This is a genomic window from Arthrobacter sp. B0427-1-12 (assembly GCF_059092905.1).
Genome location: NZ_JBNHIC010000006.1, coordinates 110,044 through 133,931 on the forward strand (window position 1 = coordinate 110,044; position 23,888 = coordinate 133,931).

A 23,888-nucleotide genomic window follows, 5' to 3' on the forward strand; every position below is an offset into this window, starting at 1 on the left:
ACCCTGGCACCGAAGGAAACCGACGGCGACGGCATCAACCTGGGCCAGTCCGTCGGTGCCCGGTTCACGACGGACCTGGCCTCCGCCGCGGCCTGGTGCCCGGTCTCCCTGGTGCCGTACCGCAGCGGACGCGTGGGCACCTTCCCGCACATCATGGACCGTGCCAAGCCCGGCTCCATCGGCGTGCTGGCCAACGGCAGGCGCTTTGTCAACGAGGCCAACGGCTACTACGACTACGTGGACGCGATGATCAAGTCCGTTCCCGAGGGCGAGCCGGTCCAGTCCTGGCAAATCGCGGATCACACCTATGTGCGCAAGTATCCGCTGGGCATGGCCAAGCCGTTCCCGGTGCCGCTGTTCCCGTACCTTCGCTCCGGCTACCTGCAGAAGGGCAGGACGTTGGAGGAGCTGGCGGCCAAGTGCGGCATCGATCCGGAGGGTCTGAAGGAGACGGTGGCCTGCTTCAATGAGAACGCACGGCAGGGCGTGGACCCGGAGTTCGGGCGCGGCGAGACCGGGTTCAACCGCTACGGCGGGGACCCGAAGATCGGTCCGAACCCGTCCCTGGCCCCGATCGAGAAGGGTCCGTTCTACGCGGTCAGGGTGGTTCCGGGCAGCTTCGGCACCTTCGCCGGACTGGAGGCCGACGGCCGCGCCAGCATCATGGGCGGCCACTACCCCGTCGGCGGCATCAACCTGGGCCCGGCCCTGACCTTCGGCTACATCGCCGGCCGCGACTTGGCCGGCGCTGTGGAGTACGAGGACGACGGCACTGTGGCTCCCGTGTCCGCGTAGGTCCCCGCGGTCCGTCCCGGCGCTACAGTGGGTTGCAGGCAGGCAGGCGGATCCGGGCAGGTGATTCACATGGAGTCCGGCACAATCACACTGTTCCTGGCCGGCGACGTGATGACCGGGCGGGGAGTGGACCAGATCCTGCCCACTGCCAGCGCACCACGGCTGCGGGAGCCGTACGTCCGCGACGCCCGGGACTACGTTGCGCTGGCAGAGGGAGTCAACGGGCCGATTCCGGCGCCGGTGGACCTCGACTGGCCGTGGGGCGACGCGCTGGGGATCCTCGACGCCGTCGCGCCGGACGTCCGCGTGATCAATCTGGAAACCAGCGTGACCCGCAGCAGCGACTATGCCTCCGGCAAGGGCATCCACTACCGGATGCATCCGGACAACATCGGCTGCCTGACCGCGGCCGGGATCGATGCCTGCGCCCTGGCGAACAACCACGTCCTGGACTTCGGGATCCGCGGGCTCGAGGAAACCCTCGATACGCTCAGCGGGGCCGGGATCGTCACCGCGGGGGCCGGCAGGAATGCGGAGCAGGCTTGGGAGCCCGCAGTGCTCGGTGCCGCCACTGGCCGGGTGCAGCTCTGGTCCGTGGGGCTGGAGTCGAGCGGCGTCATGGCCGACAACGCTGGCACGCGGGACCGGCCCGGGCTGGCGTTCCTCCCCGATCTGTCCGCGGCCAGCGCCGGCCAGGTCACCGGGCGGGTGCAGTCGGCGCGGCAGGCCGGCGACCTGGTGGTGGTGTCCATTCACTGGGGGTCGAACTGGGGGTATGAGGTGCCGGACAGACATATCCGGTTCGCGCACCAGCTCATCGACGGCGGCGTCGACATCGTCTACGGCCATTCCTCGCACCACCCGCGCCCGATCGAGGTCTATGGCGGCAGGCCCGTGCTGTACGGCTGCGGCGACCTGATCAATGACTACGAGGGGATCCGGGGCTACGAGGAGTTCCGCGACGATCTGCGGCTGCTGTACTTCGTCACCATCGACTCGCGCACCCATGCCCTGAAGGAATTGCGGATGGTGCCGCTGCAGGCCCGGCGGCTGCGGCTGCAGCGGGCCGCCGGTTCCGACGTCGAGTGGCTGCGCAACGTCCTGAACGAGGTCAGCCGTCCCTTCGGAACCCGTTTGGATGCCGTTGACGACGGCGGCATGGCTGTCCGGTTGGCATAGTCATCCGGCCAGCTACCGCGCTCCGCCTACCCAGGCGTCAGGTCGCCGGTCGGTTTCCCGGTGAGCACGCGTCATCAGGGTGTGGATCAGCAGGGCAACGAACACCGCCGCGCACAGGAGCGCTCCGATCGCGAACGTCGAACTGATTCCGGCCCCGGTTGAGTGCAGATCCGGCGCCATGTTCGCCGCGAGCACCGCACCCGAGACCGCTGTACCGAAGGAGCTGCCTACAGTGCGAAGGACCTGATTGAAACTCACGGAACTGCCCAACTCCTGGATGGCCACGCTGCGGGCGATCAGCGCCGGCATGGCGGCATAACTGGCCCCCATTCCCAGGCCGAACACCAGCATCCCGATCAGGATCTCCCAGAGCTCGGTGTGGGCAAACCAGAGCAGCATTCCGGCTGCCGTCATGATGCCGGCGCCGATCGGCAGCAGCGTCGTCAGTCGGATTCGGTGTGATAGCCGGCGCACGAGACGGTTCGCGCTGAAGCTGCCCACCGAGAGCGGGAACATCACGAAACCGGCCCAGAACACGGGCAGTGCGATGCCGTAGCCGGTGGAGGCCGGGGCCTGGGCGACGAGGCTGGAAATCGAAAGACCGATGTACATCGCAGCGCCCAACCCCACGGCCGTGCCGTTGGCCAGCAGCACTTCCCCGTTCCGGAGGACCCGAAGGTTAATCAGCGGATGCCTCATCCGCAGTCCCGTCCTGACCCACGCCGTCAGGACGACTGCCGCGAAGATGAAGGCGCCGATGGTCCACGGTGAGCTCCACCCCCAGTTCGGCCCTTCACTGACGCCCAGGAGCAGCGCGCCCAGACCGAGACCGAGCAGACCCGCCCCCGTGTAATCGAATGGCACCCGTGCGGCCTGCTCGTCAGGTCCCGCCGGCACACCGCGATAGACCACAATAATGGCCGTGGTCACGAACAATGCGGCAAACCAGAACGCGAACCGAAAGTCGAAGAGTCCCGCGATGACGCCGGTCAGCGGATAGCCGATCCCCAACCCGGTTGCCACCGTCACCGACAGGCTCGAGATGGAGACCTGTACCTTTTCGGCAGCGATGTAGCGGCGGGCGAGGGCGATCGTCACTGGAACGATCCCGTAGGTCAGGCCCTGAAGCGCCCGTCCGATCAGGAACACCGTGAAGTTGGGTGCCACTGCGGCAAGGACGGACCCGGCAAGGATGATCAACAGTGCCGCCAAGAGGAGCCGCTTCTTGTGCGGTCCGTCGCTGAGCCGGCCCATAGCTGGAGTCGCGATCGCGCCGACCAGGAGGTTAATGGTCAGCATCCACTGCGCCGTACTGACCGAAACGTGCATCTCGCGGGAGATGGTGGGCACCAACAGCATGCCCAGCGAGCTCACGACCGCCGTGGAGAGCGCCGCGTAGACCAGGACCGGCATCAAGCGCGAGCGGGCCGCCTGTTCAGCCATCGGAGGCCTCGGATCCAAGCTTCCGGAGGACGGGAATGACCGCTTCGAGGGTCTTCCGCTCCTCCGGCGTCAGCCGCTCCGCAATTGCCTGATCAAGCCAGCCATGACCGGCCGATAACTCCCGGGCCAGCTTCTGCCGCCCCGCCTCGGTGAGCTCGATCCAGATCCGGCGACGATCCTCGGGGTCAGGGACCCGCACGACGAACTGCAGTCGTTCAAGTTCACGGGCGGCGAGCGAAATGCCTTGGGGGCTGACCTGTCCTGCGGCGGCCAGTTCCGATGTAGTCGCGCGCCCATGTTCCGCCAAATGGCTGAGCACGCCCACCTTGCCCGGGGAGAGCGTCCGTTCCGCATTTAAGCGCCTCAGCACCGGGTGCAGCGTCTCGATGAAAGAGCGCGTCATCATCTCGTCGGCCATCCCCCAACTATACAACCGACTTGATCAAGTTGCTTGTGTATCTTGAACCGCACTACTGACGTCGTGCGGACATGACTCTCATGAGAACTTCCAGGATCTGGTCCGTGCTTCACGCAACGCTTCAAGCCCGTTCCCAACAGGACCATCCCCTATGGCGGCGCGATCACATTCAGCCCTCCCGACGGCGCGACCGGAGCGATTGGGCAGTTGCGGCCCGGCATCTACAGGATCAATAGACTCCGAAGACATTGCTGGTCCACAGGTGAGTCAGGGCGTAGGCGCGCCAGGGCCGCCACGGTTCGGACAAGGCAGCCGCCTGCCGTCCGGTCTTCACGCCCAGCGCCCGCTTGAGAACCAGGTCCTCCGCCGGGTACGCGTCCGGGTCGCGTAGGACGCGGACGGCCAGATAGTCGGCGGTCCAGGGGCCGATGCCGGGCAGCGCCAGCAGCGCTCGCCGCACCTGTTCCGGGTCGACTTCCGGATCCAGCCGCAGACCGTCAGCTGCCGCTGCGCTGAGGGCATGCAGGGTCTGCGAGCGGGCATGGGTGAGGCCGACCGTGGCCTGGAGCTGCGCCGGAGTGGAAGCGGCGAGCGCTTCCGGTTCGGGAAACGCAGTGAATCCGTCCGGCCCGGGCCGGCCGAACCGGCTGACCAGCCGCCCGCCGAAGGTGCGCGCGGCGGCCAGAGATACCTGTTGTCCGAGGACGGTCATGGCCGCCGTCTCGAACCCGTCCACGCTGCCGAGGACGCGCAGCCCGGGCCTGGCCTGGACGAAGGGGCGGAGCAGTGGGGATTGGCCCAGTGCCGCGTCGACCACGACGGGGTCCGCATCCAGGTCCAGCCACCGCCGGATCGCCGCGGTCACCGGAACGGCGTCCTCGGGCTGTGCCAGTGACAGCCAGACGTCCAGGAAGCCCGGTTCGCCGAAGGAAACCGCGGCCAGCGCCGGGCCCCCCGGTGCCTTGATGATGCGGGTGTGCTTCCTGGCGGCAGGGTAGGACACTTCCAGGCCCGGGACGGCGTGCGCCGCCAGCGCATTGAGCAACGGCCCGCGGGCCAGCGGCTCGGCATACCGCAGGCGTCCCTGCCAGCCGATGCGCTGGGAATTCCCGCACGCCCCGCCGTCATGGTTTGGGCCTTCATGATCCGAGCCAACGGCGCTCTCTGAACCCAACGCTGCTCCTCAGCCCATGCCGGTCACGCGCAGGGTGATGTTCAACCTGCCCTTCGGCAGGCCGATGGCCGGATCTCCGGTTCCGGGCAGGGTCCTGGTCACCCCATGGTAGGCAAACCGGGAGGGCCCACCGAAGACGAACAGGTCCCCGGAGGCCAGTTCGATATCGGTGTAGGGCTTGTTCCGGTTTTCAGTGTTCCCGAAGCGGAAGATGCACGTGTCCCCGAAGCTGAGGGAGACGATCGGCGCGCTGAACTTCTCATCCTTGTCCTGGTGCATGCCCATGCGGGCGTCGCCGTCATAGAAGTTGATCAGTGCCGTATCCGGCGTATAGCCGTCCCCGGCGGCGGGATCCAGGTACGCCTCCGCCAGTGCGCGGCGGCCCATGTCCACCAGCCACTGCGGGAACCCGGCCACGCGGACGCCGTTGACGTCGTCCGCTGTCCGCGTGTACTTGTAGGGCTGCCAGTGCCAGCCCAGGCAGACCGTCTTCACGGACATCCCGTGTCCGCCGGGCAGCGTTGCCGCGCGCATCGGCACGGGTCCGGACGCCCACTGCCGGCAGGCCTCCACGATCCGCTGCTGTTCTTCAATGGCCAGCCAGTCCGGAACATGCACCGCTCCCGGGGCGGGACTGCTTCGTTCCCGGGGAATCAACATGTTCATGCCTGTGCCCGTTCCAGCTTCAGCAGGACCCGCTTCGCTTCCGGGCCGCCGAGGTAGCCGCCGGCGGACCCGTCCGAGCGGACGACGCGGTGGCAGGGGACGACGACGGGCAGCGGGTTCCTGGCGCAGGCCGTGCCCACTGCGCGCACGGCGCGGGGGCTGCCTGCGGCGGCCGCAACTTGGGCATAGCTGGCGGTTTGTCCGTAGCCGATCTCCGGCAGGTGGGACAGCACCTCCCGCCGGAAACCATGGGCCAGGCGGAAGTCCAGCGGCAGATCGAACCTGCTGCGGGTGCCGGCGAAATACTCATCGATCTCGCGGGCCACGGTATCCAGCCGGGCGGGGGCCCGCAGGATGCGCGGGCTAATGCTCTCCGCCAGGGATTCCAGCACGGCCTCATGCCCTTCCCGTTCGAAGGCAACCCGGACCAGCCCCTGCTCGGTGGCCGCCAGCAGCAGCGGGCCGACGGGCGTATCCACCGTGCTGTAGGCAATGTCCAGGATGCCCACGGCAGCCGCTTCCCTGGCCAGCCGGCTGTGCAGCCGTGCCAGCGCGGCTTCGCCGACCGAAAGCCCGGACAGGACGGCTTCGTCCTCCCAGGCCTCATTCACTGTGTACACCGGGCTGCTCCTTCCCCGTAGGTGATGCGTAAAGTCTTGATGCCATCGGCCGCGGCCCGGCGGGCTGCCGCTTCGCTGTTGCCCAGGATTGCGGCCACCTCGGCATATGGGAGGCCGGCCAGATGGTGGTAGGCGACGGCCGCGCGTTGCTTGGCAGGGAGGGCCTTAAGCGCCTCCCACAGTTCGCCGTCCCAGTCCTCCGGGTTGCCCTCCGCGGACCGGCCGTCCGGTGTCTCCTCCACAGGCACGGGCAGCCTGGCGCGTGCCCGGTGCTGGTCCAGCGCCTTGCGGTGCGCGATGGTCACCAGCCAGGCTTGGATATTGCTGTCCGGCCGCAAATCCGGATAGGCGCGCATCGCGGCCAGGAACGTCTCCGACCAGGCATCGTCTGCCTCGACGGGGCCAAGCACTGCGCGGCAGACACGCAGTACCGTGGCGCCGTGCTCGGCGACGATCTGTTCGAAGGGTTTCATAGCCACATACTGTAAACGCCCGCGGGGACGGATTCGTGAGCCCGCGGTCAAAAGAGCGCCGGCTTGGCCTGCACATGGCTGGCTTCGAAGTCGAGCAGGAACCGCTTGCGGTCCAGTCCGCCGGAATAGCCGGTCAGCGCACCGGTGGACCCGACCACGCGATGGCACGGCACGAGGATGCACAGCGGATTCCGTCCGTTGGCTGCACCCACCGCCCGGGGACCGGCGGATCCCAGCTCCGCCGCGATCTCCTTGTAGGAACGGGTCTGCCCGTACGGAATCCGGAATACGGCCGCCCACACCTTCTGCTGGAACGGCGTGCCCCGTGCCGCGGTGGGCAGCGTAAATTCCGTTCTGTTCCCGGCAAAGTACTCGGCCAGCTGCTCCTCGGCTTCCCGGAAACCGGTGTCCCGCCGCTCCCCCAGTTCCGCTGTGTCCGCAGCCGGACCGCATCCCTCCAGGTACAGCGACTCGAGTCTGCCGTCGGTGGCCACGAGCGTCAGCCTGCCGATCGGGGAATCAATCAGTGTGTGGGTCCGCATGGGTTCCTCCATTCCGTCATCAGGTAAACGGTGGAGGCTCCACATTCGTGAGATGCCGCTTAGCCGGGACACAGACAGGCGGCCCGGGCACCTGGGCCCGGACCGCCGTCGTACGTGTTCAGACCGCGCTCAGTCCACGAATTCGGACTGGGTTTCGATGAATTCCCAGTCGCCCTCGGACAGAATCGGCTCTTCAACCGGACCGCCCGCCTCGGCGACCCTGGTCTGCACCTTCTCCGGAATCTGCTCGGCACGAAGATTCTCGCGCAGCCATTCCTTGGCGTGGATCTCCAGATGCGGCCACCAGCGTTCGATCATGATCTTTTCCACGGTCTGCACCTCCAGTCCTTGATGTACCTCAACCGTTGCACCGATGAACAGGCTTGGCAAGGCATCCGGACAGCGGCCGCGCTGACTGAAACGGTTCAGTCCAAGTTCACGGACATGCCTGCGGCCGTTCAGGCGCCGGCCGGAAACAGGTCGTCTGGCAGCGCCAGCGTTGGTGGCATCCCTCAACTGCAAGGAGTAAACGATGTCCCCCGACGAAGCGCTCTCCCGCCGCAATATCCTCACGGCCGCCGGAGCCCTGACCCTGACCGGCGCGCTGGCTGCCGGAGCCGCCCCCGCCTGGGCCGGCAGCGCCGATGCCCTGATCGGCGCCGCCGGTCAGACTAACCTGCACATCATGACCTTCAACATCCGCTACGACCGCAGCGGCACGCTGCCGGGCGAGGCGGACTACTGGCCGGAGCGCATCGCGGCGCTGCAGGCCGTCCTCGCGCAGGAGAAGCCGACCGCCGTCGGTATCCAGGAAGCGCTGTTCCACCAGCTTGCCGCGGTGGAAGCCGCCTTCCCAAAGCACTACAAGTCGATCGGCTACGGCCGCGACGGCGGCAGCGGCGGTGAATACTCGGCGATCTACTACGACTCCAAGCGGCTGACGGTGCAGGAATGGGACCAGTTCTGGCTATCCGACACCCCCGACGTGATCGGTTCCGCCACCTGGGGCAACAACGTCACCCGCATCGTCACCTGGGGCCGGTTCACGGACAACAGCACCGGCAAGGACCTGATCCTGGTCAACACCCACTTTGACCACCAGTCGGAGAACGCGCGGATCCTCAGCGCGCAGGCCATCGTGGACCTGATGAACAGCTTCAGTCCCAAGCTGCCCACCATCCTGACCGGCGATTTCAATTCCAACGCGGAGGCCTCCGGGGCGTATACCACCCTGGTGGACAGCGGCATGTTCAACGACACCTGGACGGTGGCGGACCAGCAGGTCACGCCGGCGTACGGCACCTTCCCCAACTACAAGGAACCGGTGGTCGGGGCGAACCGGATCGACTGGGTGGTGACCAGCCCGGACATCCAGGTCCTGAAGGCTGCGATCAACACCTTCACGCTGGAGGGGCGCTACCCCAGTGACCACATGCCCGTACAGGCGCTGGTCCGCCTACCATAGCGGCAGCCCGGGTGCGGGCGGCTTGATACCGCCCGCACCGGACGCCCCTATTCCACATCGCGGTAAGAACATTCCAGGACTGTGGCCTGCATCACAAAAAACTGCTAGAGTTCTTTTTGCCAATGGCGGGTTCCCGGACACCGGGAGCTATCTACCGGGCGCTACTAACCTAAACAGCAATCGTCGAAGCTGAGGTCACCGCCGCCCGCGCTGTTGTGCATCCCCGGCATGGCCCGCTTCCCGATCACAGGGAGCCGCCACCATGACTGTCACCGTTGCCGCCACCAAGTATTTGGCCATGGCCGTCAAAATCGCCTCAGACAACGTCCGCAACGCCGGCGGACCCTTCGGCGCCATCGTTGTCGCCCCGGACGGCCGGGTTTTTGAAGGGGTCAACCGGGTCACCGCGAACAACGACCCCACGGCCCACGCCGAGGTCGTGGCCATCCGCAATGCCGCCGCTTCACTCGGAACCTTCGATCTGAGCGGTTGTGTCCTCTATTCCAGCTGCGAACCCTGCCCTATGTGCCTGGCTTCGTCGCTCTGGGCCAGAATCGACCGCGTGGTCTTCGCCGCGGACCGCCACGACGCCGCCCGGGCCGGTTTTGATGACGCCGTTTTCTACGATTACTTCGATGCCGCCTCGGACAAGGCCCTGATGCCGGTGGTCCGGGACGGACACCAGGGCATCGAGTACCTGCAGCCGTTCCGCCTCTGGGACCGGCTCGAGACCAGGATCGGCTACTGAGGCAGGCCCGCCATGCTGAACCTTGGTTCCGAACTCGGCCGATGGCTGGAAACGGCCGGTGACTTCGCGGTCGCCACGGTGATCGGCGCCAGCGGATCGGTGCCCAGGCCGGTGGGCACCTCCATGCTGGTCTCGGCCTCCGGCGCCGTCCTCGGCTCGCTCTCCGGCGGCTGCGTGGAAGGTGCCGTGGTGGCCTCCGCCCTGGACGCTCTCGAGGAGCGCCGGCCACGCCGCGAACACTTCGGCTACAGCAGCGAGGATGCGTTCGCCGTCGGACTCACCTGCGGCGGGGACCTGGACGTGCACCTCACCCCGGTACTCACCGAGAACGACGGCGGCAGCCGGCGGACGCTGTTCGCCCGCCTTGCGGCGGCGGGCCCGCAGGAACCGCTGGCGCTGGTACAGCGGATCGATCTGGGGCAGCCGGTCGACGACGCCGGCAGCGGTGCCTTCCTGGTGCCGGCCCCGCAGCGGTTCCGCCCCGCGGACTACCTGGCCCAGCTGGAGGAGCTGACCGGCTCGGCCGGCGCCGCCCGCTCCGCCGCCGCCCAGCTGGCCACAATGCTCCCCGGCGGCCGCACCGGACTGCTGCGCCTGGCCTCCGGCGAGGAGCAGTGCGGCGGCGAGCCGCCCACCCTGCTGGTGGAAACCCGGCTGCCCGCACCGCGGCTGCTGGTGTTCGGCGCCAACGACTTCAGTGAGGCCCTGCTGCCGGCGGCCAAGCTGCTGGGCTACTCCGTGACGCTGTGCGATGCGCGTCCGGTCTTCGCCCGGCAGGCGCGCTTCCGCACCGCGGACGAGGTGGCCGTGGCCTGGCCGCACCGTTACCTGGCCGCCGAGGCGGCGGCCGGCCGGATCGACAGGCGCACCGTGGTGTGCGTCCTGACCCACGAACCGAAGTTCGACATTCCGCTGCTGCAGACCGCACTCGGACTCGACCTGGCCTTCCTGGGCGCCATGGGCTCCCAGCGCAGCGCGACGCAGCGGATCGAGCAGCTGCTGGCCGCCGGCGTCGAACCCTCTGTGCTGTCCCGGCTGCATTCGCCGATCGGCTTGGATCTGCAGGCGGTCACTCCGGCGGAGGTGGCGGTGTCCATCACCGCGCAGATCATCGCGGCGCGCAATCCCGCCGCTACCGGACTGCCGCTGTCGGCGTGCAGCGGGCCGATCCATACTGGTGCTGCCGCCGGGGACCTGGCCCTGACGCGCTGAGGAGGCCCGGCATGGATCTGAACACGATCAAAGCCGTGGTCCCCACGGCAGACCCCGGAGAGTGGCGTCCCGGAGATGCGTGGCTGGCCGGCGGCACCGTGCTCTTCTCCTACGGCAGCACCACTCTGCGCCGCCTGCTGGACCTGGGCCGGACGGACTGGGATCCGGCCACGGTCACCGAGGACAGCATCGAGCTGGCCGCAACGTGCACAATCGCCACGCTCTACCAGCTGCCGGAAACCCCCGGTTTGGCTGACCGCTGGCCGGCTTTGGAGCTCGTCCGGCCCTGCTGTGACGCGTTCGTGGCTTCCTTCAAGGTCTGGAACATGTCCACCGTCGGCGGGAACATTTGCACCTCACTGCCTGCCGGCCCCATGACCTCGCTGTGCGCCGGCCTGGACAGCATGGCCCTCATCCTGTCCCCGGACGGCTCCCGCCGGAAACTGCCGGTGGCGGACTTGGTCACCGGCGACGGCACCAACGCCCTGGCACCGGGCGAGCTACTGCGCAGCATCCACCTGCCGGCGCATGCCCTGGCCGCCCGCACCGCCTTCCGCCGGCTCTCGCTGAGCAACCTGGGACGCTCGGGCGTCCTGCTGATTGGCCGGATGGATCTGGACGGCACCCTGGTGCTGACCGTCACCGCGTCCACCAAGCGCCCGGTCCAGCTGCGCTTCAGCGCCGCCGGCTGGCCCGGCCGCCGGGACCTGGCGGCGGCCCTGGACACGGCCATCCCGCCCGGGCTGTACCACGACGACATCCACGGCCTGCCCGAATGGCGCCGGGACATGACCTACCGCCTGGCCGAGGAAATCCGCGCCGAACTGCTGATGGAAAGGAGCACCTGAGATCGCCATGGAAATCAATGGAGAACTGCATGCCAACGCTCCGCGGCCGGGCCAGTGCCTGCGCAGCTTCCTGCGCGAGGAAGGAATGCTGGGGGTCAAGAAGGGCTGCGACGCCGGCGACTGCGGCGCCTGCACGGTGCACGTGGACGGCGAGCCGGTGCACAGCTGCATCTACCCGGCCGTCCGCGCCGAGGGCCGTTCCGTCACCACGATCGAAGGACTGGCCGGCGACGGCGGCCTGCACCCCATGCAGCAGCAGTTCCTTCAGGCCCAGGGCTTCCAGTGCGGCTTCTGCTCCGCGGGGATGATCATGACCGCCGCCACCTTCAGCGAAGACCAGAAGCGGAACCTGCCGCGGAATCTCAAGGGCAACCTGTGCCGCTGCACCGGCTACCGCGCCATCGAGGACGCGGTACGCGGCACCGACGGCGGCAGCTGCCCGCATCCGGCCGACGCCTCCTGCGCACTGGACTCGCCTCCGACGGCGAAAACCGGCTCCCGCGGACCCTCTCCCCGAGCGCTGGGAGCCGACACGCCCGCTCCGGCGGGGCCCGCCGTCGTCACCGGCACCGCCCGCTACACCCTGGACGTTCCTGCGGAGGAGCTGCCCGGGCTGCTGCACCTGAAGCTGGCCCGCTCCCCGCACGCCCACGCCCGGATCCGCGCCATCCGCACCGACGCGGCACTGGCCGTTCCCGGCGTCGTGGCAGTCTTCACCCATGAGGATGCGCCCGCCCGGCTGTTTTCCACCGCCCAGCACGAGCTGTACACGGACGACCCGGACGACACCCGGGTGCTGGACGAGGTGGTGCGGTTCAAGGGCCAGCGCGTGGCCGCCGTCGTGGCCGAAACCGTGACCGCGGCCGAAGCCGGCGTGCGCGCGCTGGAGGTGGACTACGAGGTGTTGCCCGCGGTCTTCGACCCGGCCGACGCCCTGGCGCCGGGTGCGCCGCTGCTGCATGCGGAGAAGAGCGCCGACGCACGGATTGCGGCGCCGGAACGCAACATCGTGGCGGAGGTCCACGGCGAAATCGGGAACGTGGCCGCGGCGCTGGCCGCCGCCGACGTCGTGCATGAACAGACCTACCGCACCCAGCGCGTGCAGCATGTGGCACTGGAGACGCATGCCGCCATCGCCTGGACGGAGCCGGACGGCACGCTGTCCGTGCGGACCTCCACCCAGGTGCCGTTCCTGGTCCGGCGCACGCTCGCCCGTATCTTCGACCTGCGCGGCGACCGGGTGCGGGTCACTGCCGGCCGGGTGGGCGGTGGCTTCGGCGGCAAGCAGGAGGTGCTCACCGAGGACATCCTTGCCCTGGCTGCCCTGAGGCTGGCCCGTCCCGTGCAGCTGGAGCTGACCCGCAGCGAGCAGTTCATAGCCACCACCACCCGCCACCCGTTCACCATCCGGGTCAAGGCGGGGGCCAGCCGCGACGGCGCGCTAACCGCCCTGGCCCTGGACGTCGTCACGAACACCGGCGCCTACGGCAACCACTCCCCGGGCGTGATGTTCCACGGCTGCGGCGAATCCATTGCCGTCTACCGCTGTCCGGCTAAGAAGGTGGATGCCCGCAGCGTCTACACCAACACGGTTCCGTCCGGGGCGTTCCGCGGATACGGGCTGAGCCAGATGATCTTCGCGGTGGAGTCTGCGCTGGACGAGCTGGCCCGGGAACTGGGCATCGATCCGCTGGAGTTCAAGCGCCGCAATATGGTCCGCCGCGGGGACCACATGCTCTCCCTGAACCCCGAGCCGGAAGAGGACGTGCACTACGGCAGCTACGGGCTGGACCAGTGTGTGGACCTGGTCCGCACCGCGCTGGACCGGGGCCGCGAGCGCGGCGCCGGCGGCCAGGGGCTGAGCCCGGAATGGCTGGTCGGCGAGGGCACCGCGCTGTCCATGATCGACACGGTCCCGCCCCGCGGGCACTACGCGCACAGCGCAATCGAGCTGACGGCGGAGGGCTACCGGCTGGATGTCGGCACCGCCGAGTTCGGCAACGGCACCACCACCGTCCACTCCCAGCTGGCCGCCGAGGCGTTGGGCACGTCCCCTTCCGCGGTGCGGATCCGGCAGTCGGACACCGCGCTGACGGAGCACGACACGGGCGCGTTCGGCTCCACCGGAACCGTGGTGGCAGGCAAGGCCACGCTGTTCGCGGCGCAGGAACTGGCCGGACTGCTGCGCGCCTTCGCCGCCGACCTGACCGGGGTGGCGGCGGACTCCTGTGTTCCGGGGCCTGCCGGGGTGGACTGCGCGGGCCGGCTGCTCGGCTTCGCGAAGCTGGCCGCAGCGGCCGCCGAGCGCGGCGTCCGGCTGCGGGCCGAGGGCCGGTGGGGCGGCACGCCGCGCTCTGTAGCGTTCAATGTCCACGGTTTCCGCGTGGCGGTGAACTCCTGCACCGGGGAAGTGGCGATCCTGCAGAGTGTGCAGGCTGCTGATGCCGGCGTCGTCGTCAATCCGCGGCAGTGCCGCGGACAGATCGAAGGCGGCATTGCGCAGGCGCTGGGCGCCGTCCTCTATGAGGAGGTCAGGATCGACGGCGCCGGCACGGTCACCACGGATATCCTGCGCCATTACCATATCCCCACCTTTGCGGACGTTCCGCGCAGCGAGGTCTACTTTGCGCGCACCGCGGACGAGCTGGGGCCGCTGGGCGCCAAGTCGATGAGCGAGAGCCCGTTCAACCCGGTGGCGCCGGCCCTGGCCAATGCCCTCCGGGACGCGACGGGGATCCGGTTCACCTCGCTGCCGCTGGCCCGGGACCGGATCTACCTGGCGCTGAAGGCCGCGGGGCGGGTGCCCGGTTTGGATGCCTCTGCTGGCACCGCTTCAGGCACTCCTTCAGGCACCGCCGAGACGGAAGAGGTCCTCAGCGGTGTCAATATCCCCACCGTCTGAGAGATCGGAGCAGTCCACCAGATCCACCAGCGCCGGGTGCGTGGCCAGATAGGCCCGCGCCCCGGCGTCGCCCCGGGCTTGCTCGGCCGCTGCGGCCGCACGCTCCGGAGCAAAGATGATGGGATGCCCGCGCCGAAGGACACCATCGTTCCCGCGGTAGCCGGCGGCGGTGATCCGCCCGGGCCGGTGCGCCGCGATCAGCCGGCGTACCAGCGGAGCGGATACCCCCGGCTGGTCCGCCAGGGCCAGCAGCACCGCATGTCCGGCGGGTGAGGTGCAGACCCCCAACCTGAATGAGCCGCCCATGCCGGCGGCCCATTCGTGGTTCACCACGACCGTGCGGCCGGACAGGTCGGCGGCCTCCTTGACCTGTCCGGCCCGCGCCCCCAGCACCACGCATACCGGCGCGCACCCGCCCTCGGCCAGCACATCGGCCAGCTTCTGCACCAGGGGGACGCCGGCGACCATCAGCAGCGCCTTCGGCCCGCGGCCCAGGCGCCGACCCTCCCCTGCCGCCAGCAGGACGCCGCAGACTGGAGCCGGGGACTGGGATGTGGAAATCATGCGGCAACTATACGGCCGGTGTTTAGAACGGCGGGTCCCGGTTCGGTCCCCGTCGGGTGCCGCCGGCTGCGGCGTGGCAGCGGTGATGATCAGCACCACCGTCATGGGCAGGGACGGCAGGCCGGCGGCGAGTGGCGCGAAGCCGAGGACCATCTGGATGTAGTAGTTGATGAACAGGATGACGCCGGGAATAGACTGTTCCGACCCAGGAACAGCAGGCAAGGAAATCAGACGTGCTGGTCTACGAGAACCGGGTTGCCATCCGGATCCAGCACGACAAAGCTCGCTGGCCCCGTCGTTCCCTCGTCTGCCTCCGAGTGGAAATGAATGCCCTGGGCTTTCAGTTCCCGCTGGAGATCGCGCACATCGGTGAATGAGTCAAGCGCCTCCGCGTCCTGATTCCAGCCGGGGTTGAACGTCAACATGTTCTTCTCAAACATCCCCTGAAAGAGGCCGATGACAGCCTCACCGTTCTTCAGAATCAACCAGTTCTGGGCGATGTCACCCCCGAACCTGCTGAATCCAAGCTTCTCGTAGAACGCAGCTGAAGCCGCGATGTCCTGAACGGCGAGGCTGAACGAGAAAGCTCCGAGTTGCATTCATTGCTCCTGACCGCGGATCCGGGACGTGAACTCTCAATCGCCAGCTTACCTGTGGTCACAGGCTGTTGTGGGATGCATTCAGGGCGAAACTGCTTCCGTGGTTAGGTACCGGTAGACCGTGGCGCGGCTGGCGCTGATGATCTTCCGCTGTCGGCAGGCTTAAGACCCCGGGCTTTGAGCTCGTGGGCTACCTTCACGTTCCGGTCCTCAGCGGTGTCTTCCCGCGGTCCTTCCCGCGCTGCTGACCATGGGCACGCGCCACAATCCACTTCACCTGCGTAGTGGAGGATCGGGCACCCGTGATCGGGCGCCGAGGGATGTCCCGTACAGCGCTGCCACGGCCTGCAGGTAGGTCATGGTCATGGGACCGAAAGGCTCCACGGAATGGTGCAGGATACCCATGGTTCCGATGACTGTGCCGGCATTCTTGATAGGCACAAACAGGTATGTGCCCGGTCCTTCCGCGCTGCAGGCTACTGCTGTGCCGGGGTATCCCTTGCCGTGAAGACGCAGCACCTGGATGGGTTCCGCAGTCGTCACCGCCTGATGGAGGCACAACCGAAGGCATGCAGGACTCGGCTCCGGGGTGACCTGATGCGGCATCTAACGGGAACAGCCCGCCCCGTTATGCCGGGGCGGGCTGTTCCGTGACGAGCCCAGGGACTGGTGCTGTTACGGTGCGGCCGGTGTCAGCAGCCCCTTGGTATCGAGGCGGTAGAGGAAGGCGGCGGTGGCGTCGCGGTTGACCGGGTTCCAGGGCCGGTAGGTCCTGGCGCCGTCCGCCTCAAGCCAGCCGGTGGAGATTTCCCGGCCGGCCAGCCAGGCGACTTCCTTGTAGAACTGCACGCCCGGGGCGATGTCCGTGAACGGGGAGACCTCCGGCGCCGTGTACGCGGGCTGGCCAGCCAGCCGGTACAGGAACGCTGCCATCGCATCCCGGTCGATGGGCTCGTAGGGGCGGAAGGTGCGGCTTCCATCGGCTTCGGTCCAGCCGGTGGAGATGCCCTGCCCGGCCAGCCAGGCGATCTCCTTGTAGTACATGTTCCCGACCGTCACGTCCCGGAACGGGCTCTCCGCCGGGGCGGTGTAGTCCGGTTCGCCGGCCATGCGGTAGAGGAAGGCGGCCATCGCGTCACGGGCCACCGGGGTCACCGGGCGGAAGAACCGGGTGCCGTCGGCCTCAAGCCAGCCGGTGGAGATCCCCCGTTCAGCCAGCCAGGAAATCTCCTTGTAAAAGACGTTCCCGGTGACCACATCCGGGAACAGGCTCTCCGCCGGCGGGGTGTACTCAGGCGACGGCTCGCCGGCCGGGTCAGCGCGGAAGACAATGTTCAGCTTCGGAGCCATCGCAGGTTCACCGTCGGCCGACTCCGCACTGCGCTGGCCCGTACCGGAGAGCAGCAGGGACAGGGCGTTGCCTTCGGCCCAGCCATCACGGTCCACGACCTCCTGGATGATGGCGGACAGGTCCGCGCTGCGCTGGTCCGCGCCTGACTCGTGCTCGACGAGCCACGGCTCGATGTCCGCCCACGCAGCGGTCGCCTCGGTCAGCTCACGGTTGGCCAGATCGAAGGCGGTATCGCTGAATGCGGCGGACGAGTCGGTCGCTTCGCCGGCGATGCTGACGTTGAACGGATCGACGTTCTTGTCCTGCTCATCGGTGGTGAACTGCACGCGGGCGGAGAGGATCTCGGCGCCGGCCGGGATCTGCAGCCCGGCGTAGCGCAGTCCGATGATCTGGGGTTCTTTTTCGTCCACGATTTCCAGGTCGGAAGAACCATGGTCCATCTTCCCGGACACGGTGTACTGTTCGACGTCGTCGCGCGCCTCCTGGATGGTGGCGGTCAGTTCGGTGGCGTCGTCCATAGTGTAGGTGACCATCAGCTTCGGAGCTTCCTCGCCGGTGCCGCCTTCGTAGGCCTCGGCGGTGCGGGTGCCGGTACCGGAAAGCTTGAAGGCCATGGCTGCGCCGCTGGCCCAGTCCGCACGGTTCACCACAGACTGCACCAGGCTGGTCAGGTCAGGGGTGCGCTGCGCTTCTCCGGCTTCGCCGGCGGTGGTCCACTGCGGGATGTCCGTCCAGGAAACGGTCCCATCCAGGTACTCACGGTTGGAAACGCTGTTCGCATCCTCGGTGTAGCGGACGGCATGGCCGGTGTTCTCCTGGGAGATCGTGACGTTGAACGGGTCAGCGTTCTTGTCCGGCTCATCGGTGGTGAACTGCAGGTAGGCGCCGGTGATGGTGGCGCCTGTCGGGATGGACACCTGGTCGAAGCGGATGCCGATGTTCTGCGTCTCCGGATCGGTCTCGCCCGGGGACTCCTGGGTGATCTCCAAGTCGGAAGAGTCCAGGTAGATCTCTCCGTTGGAGACGTACTCCTCGGCGTCGTCATTGGCGGACAGCACACGGGCTTCGACCGTGACCTCGCCGGTCTCCGGGTCCGCCACGTTCTCCACCGGCTCGTCCACTGCACTGGCACCTTCGAACACGGTCTGTGCCGGATAATCAGGGACCGGGTTCGGTGTGACACCCTCCGGGGCGCGGGTCAGCGTGACGTCGTCCAGGACGGTGCCGTCGGTCTGGCGGGTGGTGACACGGATGGAGTCGCCGTCCGCTTCCAGATGCGAGTAGGACGTCTGGCGGTTCTGGCTCTCCACGGCGTTGAACGTGAAGTCGATGTTCTCCTGGATCGTGTAGTACTTCGAGCCGGTGGAGGAGTTCATGGTCAGGTAGAGCACCTCGCCGTCCTGCTTGGCCAGCTCGGCCGGTGCGCTCAGGTCGCCCACGGGGTGGCCCTGGTTCAGCAGGTGCGAGCGGGTGTACACATGGTCGTGGCCGGAGAGGACCAGGTCGAAGTTCAGCTCGGACATCAGCTGCGGCATCCACTCGCGGCGGGACTCGATGTCTCCGTCGGTGGCATGCGAGGCAGTGGAGTACGGCGCGTGGTGCCAGGTGGCGACCTTCCAGTCAACGCCAGCACCGTGCTCCGCGACAATCTGCCGCACCCAGTCGGAGTGCGCCGCGGGGTCCTGCTCGTTGGAGTTGATCGACACGAACAGCACGTTGTTCTGGATGTACCAGTAGTTGCCCAGGCCGGCGTCCCAGCCGGCCAGGTCATGCTCGTTCGGCATGTTGAAGTGCTCGGAGTAGGAGACGGAACCGTCATCGTGGTTGCCGATGTTGGTGGCCAGGGCGTGCTGGCGCAGCTGCTCGGGAGCCAGGTAGTCGTCGTACTGGGAGTCCGAGTCGTGGTCGTCCACCTGGTCGCCCACGGAGAGCAGGAAGTCCGGGTTGGGAACCGTGTGGAGCGACTTGTCCAGAGTGTCCTGCCAGGCCCCCGCATCGCTGGGGACACCGCCGCCGGAGCCGATCTGTGTGTCGCCGTACACCAGCACGTCCAGCTTGTCATCCGACTGGACCGCGAACTCTTGCGCTTCCGACCAGCCCAGCTCATCGGACCCGACCTGCCAGATGTAGGTGGCTCCGGGGACGAGGCCCGTGACGGAGGCCTGTTGCCAGCCCAAGCCGGGCTGGTCGTTCGCGGCACCGGATTCGGCGGCGTCCAGGAGCTGGGTGGTGTCGGCTTCGGCGCCCTTGACGGACAGCTTGACCTGCTGGTCGCCGTCGACATTCGAGTACCAGACGAAGTTGCGGTCGTTTTCAGTGGCGCCGATGTTCAGCACCAGGTGGGAGTACGAGGCCGCTGCCGGATCAGCAATCGGGGCGGCGACCGCAGGCATGCCGCCGAGCAGCATGGACAGGCCGACGGCGCCAGCCGCCAGCGGTGCGAGGGTTTTGCGATTATCCATTTATTTTGTTTTTCTTTCCCCGGGAAGGTCCGTCTGGAGGCGCCAAGACTTGGAACCCCAGACGGTCAGAGCTGAGTGGAGACGGAGGCGCACCATTGGCTGCCCCGCAGCAACCCTAGGAATCCCGAATGGCCGGTTCACCGCCGCTAACTGAACCCCGGGTGAACCCTCGTCCACGGCGAGGTGGACCGGCCCTCGAGCCCGCGCCAACCCCTTGACCGGAGGGATGGGCTGTGGTGACTTAGCCAGAGGGCCGATCTTTTCGGCGGCTCAAGGCCCCGATAATGGGAAGACTGCATCCGGTTCCCTCCGTCTCCCGTTAGGGAACGGGTCTAGGGCTGCCGGCTCATCCAGACGGCATGCCCCAGGGATGCAGCGGCCGTCAGGACGATGCTCACGCCCAGACCGAGGGCGTCGCATAAGCCGGTCCCTCCAACGGGACAGTGCCGAGGCTTTCACGGTTCGGGAAACGGACCGATGATCTCGGTTGGAACGGCCTGGAGCAGTGCACGTCGAAGTTTCCTGCTGTTTTCCATTAATCGACGTCGAGTTCGGTGCTTCGTCCCCGCTTGTCCATCAGGGCGATACTCCACAGCTGCGGTCTCCTACAAGGACCACGTCTACAAGGACCACGTCGGCAAGCCTGATTTCCTTTTCTTTGGCTGCCCGATGTTTCACGCGGTGTGTGTTGATGAGCTCCTGGGTGGCCTTCGTGGATTTGTTTTCCCATACCTGCTGTCGCGCGGGTAACTGTCTATCCCCGTTGAGCGGCCACTCAACCGCGCAGCTTTGCGTTGAGCCGTGCGGCCTGTCGCGTGAGGTGGTCGCGTTCGGGGAGGCTGGGCGCTGATCGGGCGGCTTCGGTGTAGAGCCGTGCTGCGGTCACAGGGTCACCGGCACGCTCGTGTAGGTACGCCGCGGCGGCGGCGAGGCGGGGCAGGGAGGGCTCGAGACCCGCCAGGGCGGCCAAGCCGGCCCGCGGGCCGTCGGCCTCGCCGACCGCGACGGCGCGGTTGAGGCGGGCCACCGGGCTGTCGGTGAGCCGCAGCAGTTCGTCATACCACTCGACAATCTGCACCCAGTCGGTCTCCTCGACCGTGCGGGCGTCGGCATGGAGCGCGGCGATGGCGGCCTGGGCCTGAAACTCCCCCAGCCGGTCGCGTGCGAGGGCCGCCTGAAGCACGTCGATGCCCTCGGCGATCAGGCGGGTGTCCCACAGGCTGCGGTCCTGGTCGGCCAGAGGTACGAGGCTGCCGTCGGGGCGGGTCCGTGCCGGGCGCCGTGCGTGGTGGAGCAGCATGAGCGCGAGCAGGCCCGCCACCTCCTCATGCCTGATCCTGGCCGCCAGTTGGCGGGTGAGCCGGATCGCCTCGGAGGCGAGGTCGATGTCACCGGAGTAGCCCTCGTTGAAGACCAAGTAGAGCACGCGCAGCACCGTGGCGACGTCACCGGGCTGGTCGAACCGCACGCCCGAGACGGTCCGCTTGGCCCGGCTGATCCGCTGGGCCATGGTTGCCTCGGGCACGAGGTAGGCCTGGGCGATCTGACGCGTGGTCAGGCCGCCGACCGCGCGCAGCGTGAGCGCGACTGCCGAGGCAGGTGTCAGGGACGGGTGCGCGCACAGGAAGTACAGCCGAAGCGTGTCGTCCACCGCCTCGCCCGGGCCGGGCATGGGCTCGTCCTCGACGAGCATCTCACGCCGCCGCCGGGAGGTATCGGCGCGGGCGGCGTCGAGGAACCTACGCCAGGCCACGGTGACCAGCCAGCCCTTCGGGTCCCGCGGCGGGTCCTCCGGCCACACACGCACCGCTTCGACCAGGGCGTCCTGCACAGCGTCCTCGGCCGCCGCGAAGTCGGCTCCGCGGCGGCCGAGGATCGCAATCACAGTAGGGGTGAGGGTCCGCAGCAGGGCCTCATCCACCGGGCGTCACTCCGTAATGGCCGGGGGCGAGGCTAGGAACGGGCGCACCTCGAGCCACTCGTGGATCGGCTTCCCACCCGCACCCGGAGCCGCAGACAGCTCACCGGCCAGTTCCAAGGCCCGCTCGTAGCTCCCGACGTCGATCACCATCCAGCCAGCGATCAGATCCTTGGTCTCCGCGAACGGGCCGTCGGTGACCGGCGGCCGCCCCTCGCCGTCGTAGCGGACAAACGTCCCCTCCGGGGAGAGCGCCTGGGCGTCGACGAACTCACCGGTACCCTCGAGCCGAGCGGCGAAGTCATTCATGTACTGCACGTGCGCCGAAAGCTCCTCCGGCGTCCACTGGTCCATCGGCACGTCATTAACTGATGCAGGCGCGCCCCGGTAGTGCTTGAGCAGCAGGTACTTGGCCATCATGTTCTCCTTGATGAGGTACGGCCCATTATGGCCGTGTTCACCCCGGGGACGGAACCGCGCACGGGATCTCGACATCACTGCGACATTTTTCCCAGACTCCATGCCTGAGTCCAGCTCCCCCCCACCTGATTCCATTTGCTATCGAATATGGAGGTAGGCATGTCGCATAAGCAGGTCCCTCACCGCAAGACCCTCACACCACTGCCCTGCCGGAGAAATCTCTTATAACTACAGGGCTCGGGATTTGCGTATACCCCGCCTGCAAAAAGAGCCCGGTGCAGGTGCGTGAAGCGCTACAGGTTTTCCGATAGAGGGCGACCATTCGGCATACCTTGGTTTCTACAATCGCCAGGACCTGACCACCGGGGTCTCATGTGCAGCGGGCTGTGCCGCCAGCGCTCGAGGGGCTTCCCCTCAGCCGGTTCAACGGGACAGCGGCGCCCTTGCTCAGAATGGCCTAGCAGCAGATGTGCAGACGGCGTTTGAATACGGGCACCGCACAATTCGGAAGCCAGCGCAGTGATCTCCTCATGCGTCTTAGGCGAAAGGTCTGATGGGGTACCCTCCCCTGCCCCATGGTTGAATCAGTGACCATGGAAGCTTTGACGTTGAAATGTACGTCACTGGTGGCAATCCCGCTGGGCCTGATCCTGTTCATGGTGGGGGTCGTCGGATCCGTCACTGATGATCACGCTTTTGGGTGGCCGTTCTGGGTGGGAACCGTACTCTTCGCCGTTGGGGTGCTGGCCGCTGTCGCGGCCGCATGGTGGAAACATTCCCGCCGATAGCTAGGCTGTTGCGAGACAGGGCGCGGCTCAGGAACGGTTCATGCTCCTGCCGTGGGGGTCAGGTGCGGCCTACTGGGGATCGCGCCCTGTCGCCTCTCTCATCAACGATGACCAGACACTATTCGAATCGGCTCCGGGCTCGGCCCGCACGGCCCTGAAGCCGCCTCCGGGTCCCTGCTGCCCTGCGCTGCCGGCGACCCCGGACAGCTCCGCTCTTTTGCCAGGGGGTCCAGGCGGCGGGCCGGGGCGCGGGGGCTGTATTTCAGACCTAGCGAATCGAGGCAGCCCTGGAGGCCGAAGCCGTAGCCGGGACGGGCACAGCAGAACAGGCCTCCCGGCACCTCTCACCCCCGCCCGCAGCCGCCCAATGGACGATGACCTGACAGTCATCGTCCTCAAACGGCATCCGAGGACAGCAACCGTCCCACCGGCATGAGCTCGGCATCCAGCCGTGCACCTGCCGAACGGCAGCGGTCTGCGGCATGTTCAGGCCCTCCATGAACATGTAGATCCTGCCCGGATCCGCAATTAGACCCGAGGAAGAATGCTCAGTAACCTTATGGTTTGGTTCCGGTCGGTTTTGCTCGCGGTGCTGCACACGGGCGATGGTGATGCGTAGGAGAATTATGGGTGGACGCGGTATCAGGATGAGTTCATGATCAGGCTTATGCGTGCCGCATCTGTTCTGACCACTCCACTGGCCCCGGAAGATTTTGCGTCCCTGTTCAACCCCGTGTCCTCCACCCGTCAGCTGCGCGGCGTGGTGACCCGCGTGGTTCCCCAGACTGCCGGCTCCGCAACCATTTTCTTCCGGCCCGGACGCGGCTGGCAGGCGCACAAGGCCGGCCAGTGGGCGCGGATCGGCGTCGAGATGGACGGGGTGTGGCACTGGCGCTCGTATTCGCTCAGCACAGCGGCAGGCCAGGATCCCGCCATTACCGTGACCGACGTCGGTGCGGTCTCCCATGCCCTGGTCCGCAACACCCGCCCCGGGGATGTGCTGTTCCTGGCACCTCCGCAGGGGGATTTCGTGCTGCCCGAGCAGCCCCGGCCGCTGCTCATGCTTACCGCCGGCAGCGGCATCACCCCGGTCATGTCCATGGTCCGAACCCTCATACCCCGCCGTCCCGATGCAGACGTGGTACTCATCCATTCCGCCCGCACGCCGGAAGAGAGCATCTTTCGCGAGGAACTCTCCGAACTCGCCGATCAGTTCCGCAACCTGCGCGTGACGCATTGGTTCACCAACGAAAGCGGCCGGCTGGACTTCGGATCCCCTGCAGCGTTGGAACGGCTCTGCC

At 67.4% G+C, this 23,888-nt stretch carries 23 protein-coding genes; 9 read left to right on the plus strand and 14 right to left on the minus strand.

The features are described 5' to 3' along the window. Window positions 1-3: 3 nt before the first annotated feature. Both AC5RWU_RS06675 and AC5RWU_RS06680 read left to right on the plus strand, forming a co-directional pair. Window positions 4-795: an FAD-binding protein gene (locus AC5RWU_RS06675; RefSeq protein ID WP_494031814.1), complete on the plus strand. Its 792-nt coding sequence runs from the start codon at window positions 4-6 to the stop codon at window positions 793-795. A gap of 69 nt (window positions 796-864) precedes the next feature. Then, window positions 865-1,974, plus strand: a complete 1,110-nt coding sequence (locus tag AC5RWU_RS06680; protein WP_494031774.1) for a CapA family protein — start codon at window positions 865-867, stop codon at window positions 1,972-1,974. Between the two features lie 12 nt (window positions 1,975-1,986). Here AC5RWU_RS06680 and AC5RWU_RS06685 read toward each other — a convergent pair whose 3' ends face one another. From AC5RWU_RS06685 to AC5RWU_RS06720, 8 genes are all read right to left on the minus strand, one after another. Further along, window positions 1,987-3,417 carry an MFS transporter gene (locus AC5RWU_RS06685; RefSeq protein WP_494031773.1) on the minus strand — a complete coding sequence of 477 codons (1,431 nt, stop codon included), beginning with the start codon at window positions 3,415-3,417 and terminating at the stop codon, window positions 1,987-1,989. Next, entirely contained in the window at window positions 3,410-3,835 is a 426-nt protein-coding gene (locus AC5RWU_RS06690; RefSeq protein WP_494031772.1) for a MarR family winged helix-turn-helix transcriptional regulator, read from the minus strand. The genes AC5RWU_RS06685 and AC5RWU_RS06690 overlap by 8 nt, the downstream gene beginning before the upstream one ends. A gap of 229 nt (window positions 3,836-4,064) precedes the next feature. Continuing rightward, the gene (locus tag AC5RWU_RS06695; RefSeq protein ID WP_494031771.1) at window positions 4,065-5,009 is read right to left on the minus strand and encodes a DNA-3-methyladenine glycosylase 2; all 945 of its coding nucleotides are present in this window, start codon (window positions 5,007-5,009) and stop codon (window positions 4,065-4,067) included. 9 nt (window positions 5,010-5,018) lie between these two features. Beyond that, window positions 5,019-5,675: an alpha-ketoglutarate-dependent dioxygenase AlkB family protein gene (locus tag AC5RWU_RS06700; RefSeq protein WP_494031770.1), complete on the minus strand. Its 657-nt coding sequence runs from the start codon at window positions 5,673-5,675 to the stop codon at window positions 5,019-5,021. After that, window positions 5,672-6,286 carry a methylated-DNA--[protein]-cysteine S-methyltransferase gene (locus AC5RWU_RS06705; RefSeq protein ID WP_494031813.1) on the minus strand — a complete coding sequence of 205 codons (615 nt, stop codon included), beginning with the start codon at window positions 6,284-6,286 and terminating at the stop codon, window positions 5,672-5,674. The genes AC5RWU_RS06700 and AC5RWU_RS06705 overlap by 4 nt, the downstream gene beginning before the upstream one ends. Further along, window positions 6,283-6,768 carry an RNA polymerase sigma factor gene (locus AC5RWU_RS06710; protein ID WP_494031769.1) on the minus strand — a complete coding sequence of 162 codons (486 nt, stop codon included), beginning with the start codon at window positions 6,766-6,768 and terminating at the stop codon, window positions 6,283-6,285. Before AC5RWU_RS06710 ends, AC5RWU_RS06705 begins: the two co-directional genes overlap by 4 nt. A 47-nt stretch (window positions 6,769-6,815) precedes the next feature. Beyond that, complete coding sequence (locus AC5RWU_RS06715; RefSeq protein ID WP_494031768.1) at window positions 6,816-7,310, minus strand: methylated-DNA--[protein]-cysteine S-methyltransferase; 495 nt, start codon at window positions 7,308-7,310, stop codon at window positions 6,816-6,818. A gap of 129 nt (window positions 7,311-7,439) precedes the next feature. Continuing rightward, entirely contained in the window at window positions 7,440-7,628 is a 189-nt protein-coding gene (locus AC5RWU_RS06720) for a hypothetical protein (protein WP_494031812.1), read from the minus strand. A 214-nt stretch (window positions 7,629-7,842) separates the two neighbouring features. On the opposite strand from AC5RWU_RS06720, the gene AC5RWU_RS06725 reads away from it, so the two are divergent. The 5 genes from AC5RWU_RS06725 (at window position 7,843) to AC5RWU_RS06745 (ending at window position 14,485) form a co-directional block, all read left to right on the plus strand. Beyond that, window positions 7,843-8,775 (plus strand): endonuclease/exonuclease/phosphatase family protein, encoded by a 933-nt coding sequence (locus AC5RWU_RS06725; RefSeq protein WP_494031767.1) that lies wholly within the window; start codon window positions 7,843-7,845, stop codon window positions 8,773-8,775. 262 nt (window positions 8,776-9,037) lie between these two features. Then, the gene (locus AC5RWU_RS06730; RefSeq protein ID WP_494031766.1) at window positions 9,038-9,523 is read left to right on the plus strand and encodes a nucleoside deaminase; all 486 of its coding nucleotides are present in this window, start codon (window positions 9,038-9,040) and stop codon (window positions 9,521-9,523) included. A 12-nt stretch (window positions 9,524-9,535) separates the two neighbouring features. Then, window positions 9,536-10,735 (plus strand): XdhC family protein, encoded by a 1,200-nt coding sequence (locus AC5RWU_RS06735; protein ID WP_494031765.1) that lies wholly within the window; start codon window positions 9,536-9,538, stop codon window positions 10,733-10,735. An 11-nt stretch (window positions 10,736-10,746) separates the two neighbouring features. Continuing rightward, window positions 10,747-11,583 carry an FAD binding domain-containing protein gene (locus AC5RWU_RS06740; RefSeq protein ID WP_494031764.1) on the plus strand — a complete coding sequence of 279 codons (837 nt, stop codon included), beginning with the start codon at window positions 10,747-10,749 and terminating at the stop codon, window positions 11,581-11,583. A 1-nt stretch (window position 11,584) separates the two neighbouring features. Beyond that, window positions 11,585-14,485: a molybdopterin-dependent oxidoreductase gene (locus AC5RWU_RS06745; RefSeq protein WP_494031811.1), complete on the plus strand. Its 2,901-nt coding sequence runs from the start codon at window positions 11,585-11,587 to the stop codon at window positions 14,483-14,485. Here AC5RWU_RS06745 and AC5RWU_RS06750 read toward each other — a convergent pair. The 6 genes from AC5RWU_RS06750 to AC5RWU_RS06775 all read right to left on the minus strand — a co-directional run bounded on the left by AC5RWU_RS06750 (window position 14,429) and on the right by AC5RWU_RS06775 (window position 21,796). Then, window positions 14,429-15,271 (minus strand): nucleotidyltransferase family protein, encoded by an 843-nt coding sequence (locus AC5RWU_RS06750; protein WP_494031763.1) that lies wholly within the window; start codon window positions 15,269-15,271, stop codon window positions 14,429-14,431. The genes AC5RWU_RS06745 and AC5RWU_RS06750 overlap by 57 nt on opposite strands. A 5-nt stretch (window positions 15,272-15,276) precedes the next feature. Then, complete coding sequence (locus AC5RWU_RS06755; RefSeq protein ID WP_494031762.1) at window positions 15,277-15,648, minus strand: VOC family protein; 372 nt, start codon at window positions 15,646-15,648, stop codon at window positions 15,277-15,279. Between the two features lie 273 nt (window positions 15,649-15,921). Beyond that, a complete protein-coding gene (locus AC5RWU_RS06760; RefSeq protein WP_494031761.1) occupies window positions 15,922-16,254 on the minus strand; it encodes a GAF domain-containing protein in 333 nt (110 codons plus the stop codon). A gap of 69 nt (window positions 16,255-16,323) precedes the next feature. Continuing rightward, window positions 16,324-19,461, minus strand: a complete 3,138-nt coding sequence (locus AC5RWU_RS06765; RefSeq protein ID WP_494031760.1) for a metallophosphoesterase — start codon at window positions 19,459-19,461, stop codon at window positions 16,324-16,326. A gap of 775 nt (window positions 19,462-20,236) precedes the next feature. Then, the gene (locus AC5RWU_RS06770) at window positions 20,237-21,382 is read right to left on the minus strand and encodes an RNA polymerase sigma factor (RefSeq protein WP_494031759.1); all 1,146 of its coding nucleotides are present in this window, start codon (window positions 21,380-21,382) and stop codon (window positions 20,237-20,239) included. Window positions 21,383-21,388: 6 nt separating this feature from the next. Beyond that, on the minus strand, window positions 21,389-21,796 hold the full coding sequence (locus tag AC5RWU_RS06775; RefSeq protein WP_494031810.1) for a YciI family protein: 408 nt from the start codon (window positions 21,794-21,796) through the stop codon (window positions 21,389-21,391). A 590-nt stretch (window positions 21,797-22,386) separates the two neighbouring features. Between AC5RWU_RS06775 and AC5RWU_RS06780 the strand changes: the two genes are divergently transcribed. Both AC5RWU_RS06780 and AC5RWU_RS06785 read left to right on the plus strand, forming a co-directional pair. Beyond that, complete coding sequence (locus tag AC5RWU_RS06780) at window positions 22,387-22,587, plus strand: hypothetical protein (RefSeq protein WP_494036942.1); 201 nt, start codon at window positions 22,387-22,389, stop codon at window positions 22,585-22,587. Between the two features lie 655 nt (window positions 22,588-23,242). Then, window positions 23,243-23,888 (plus strand): ferredoxin reductase (locus AC5RWU_RS06785; RefSeq protein ID WP_494036943.1); only part of this gene is annotated, 646 nt, incomplete at its 3' end.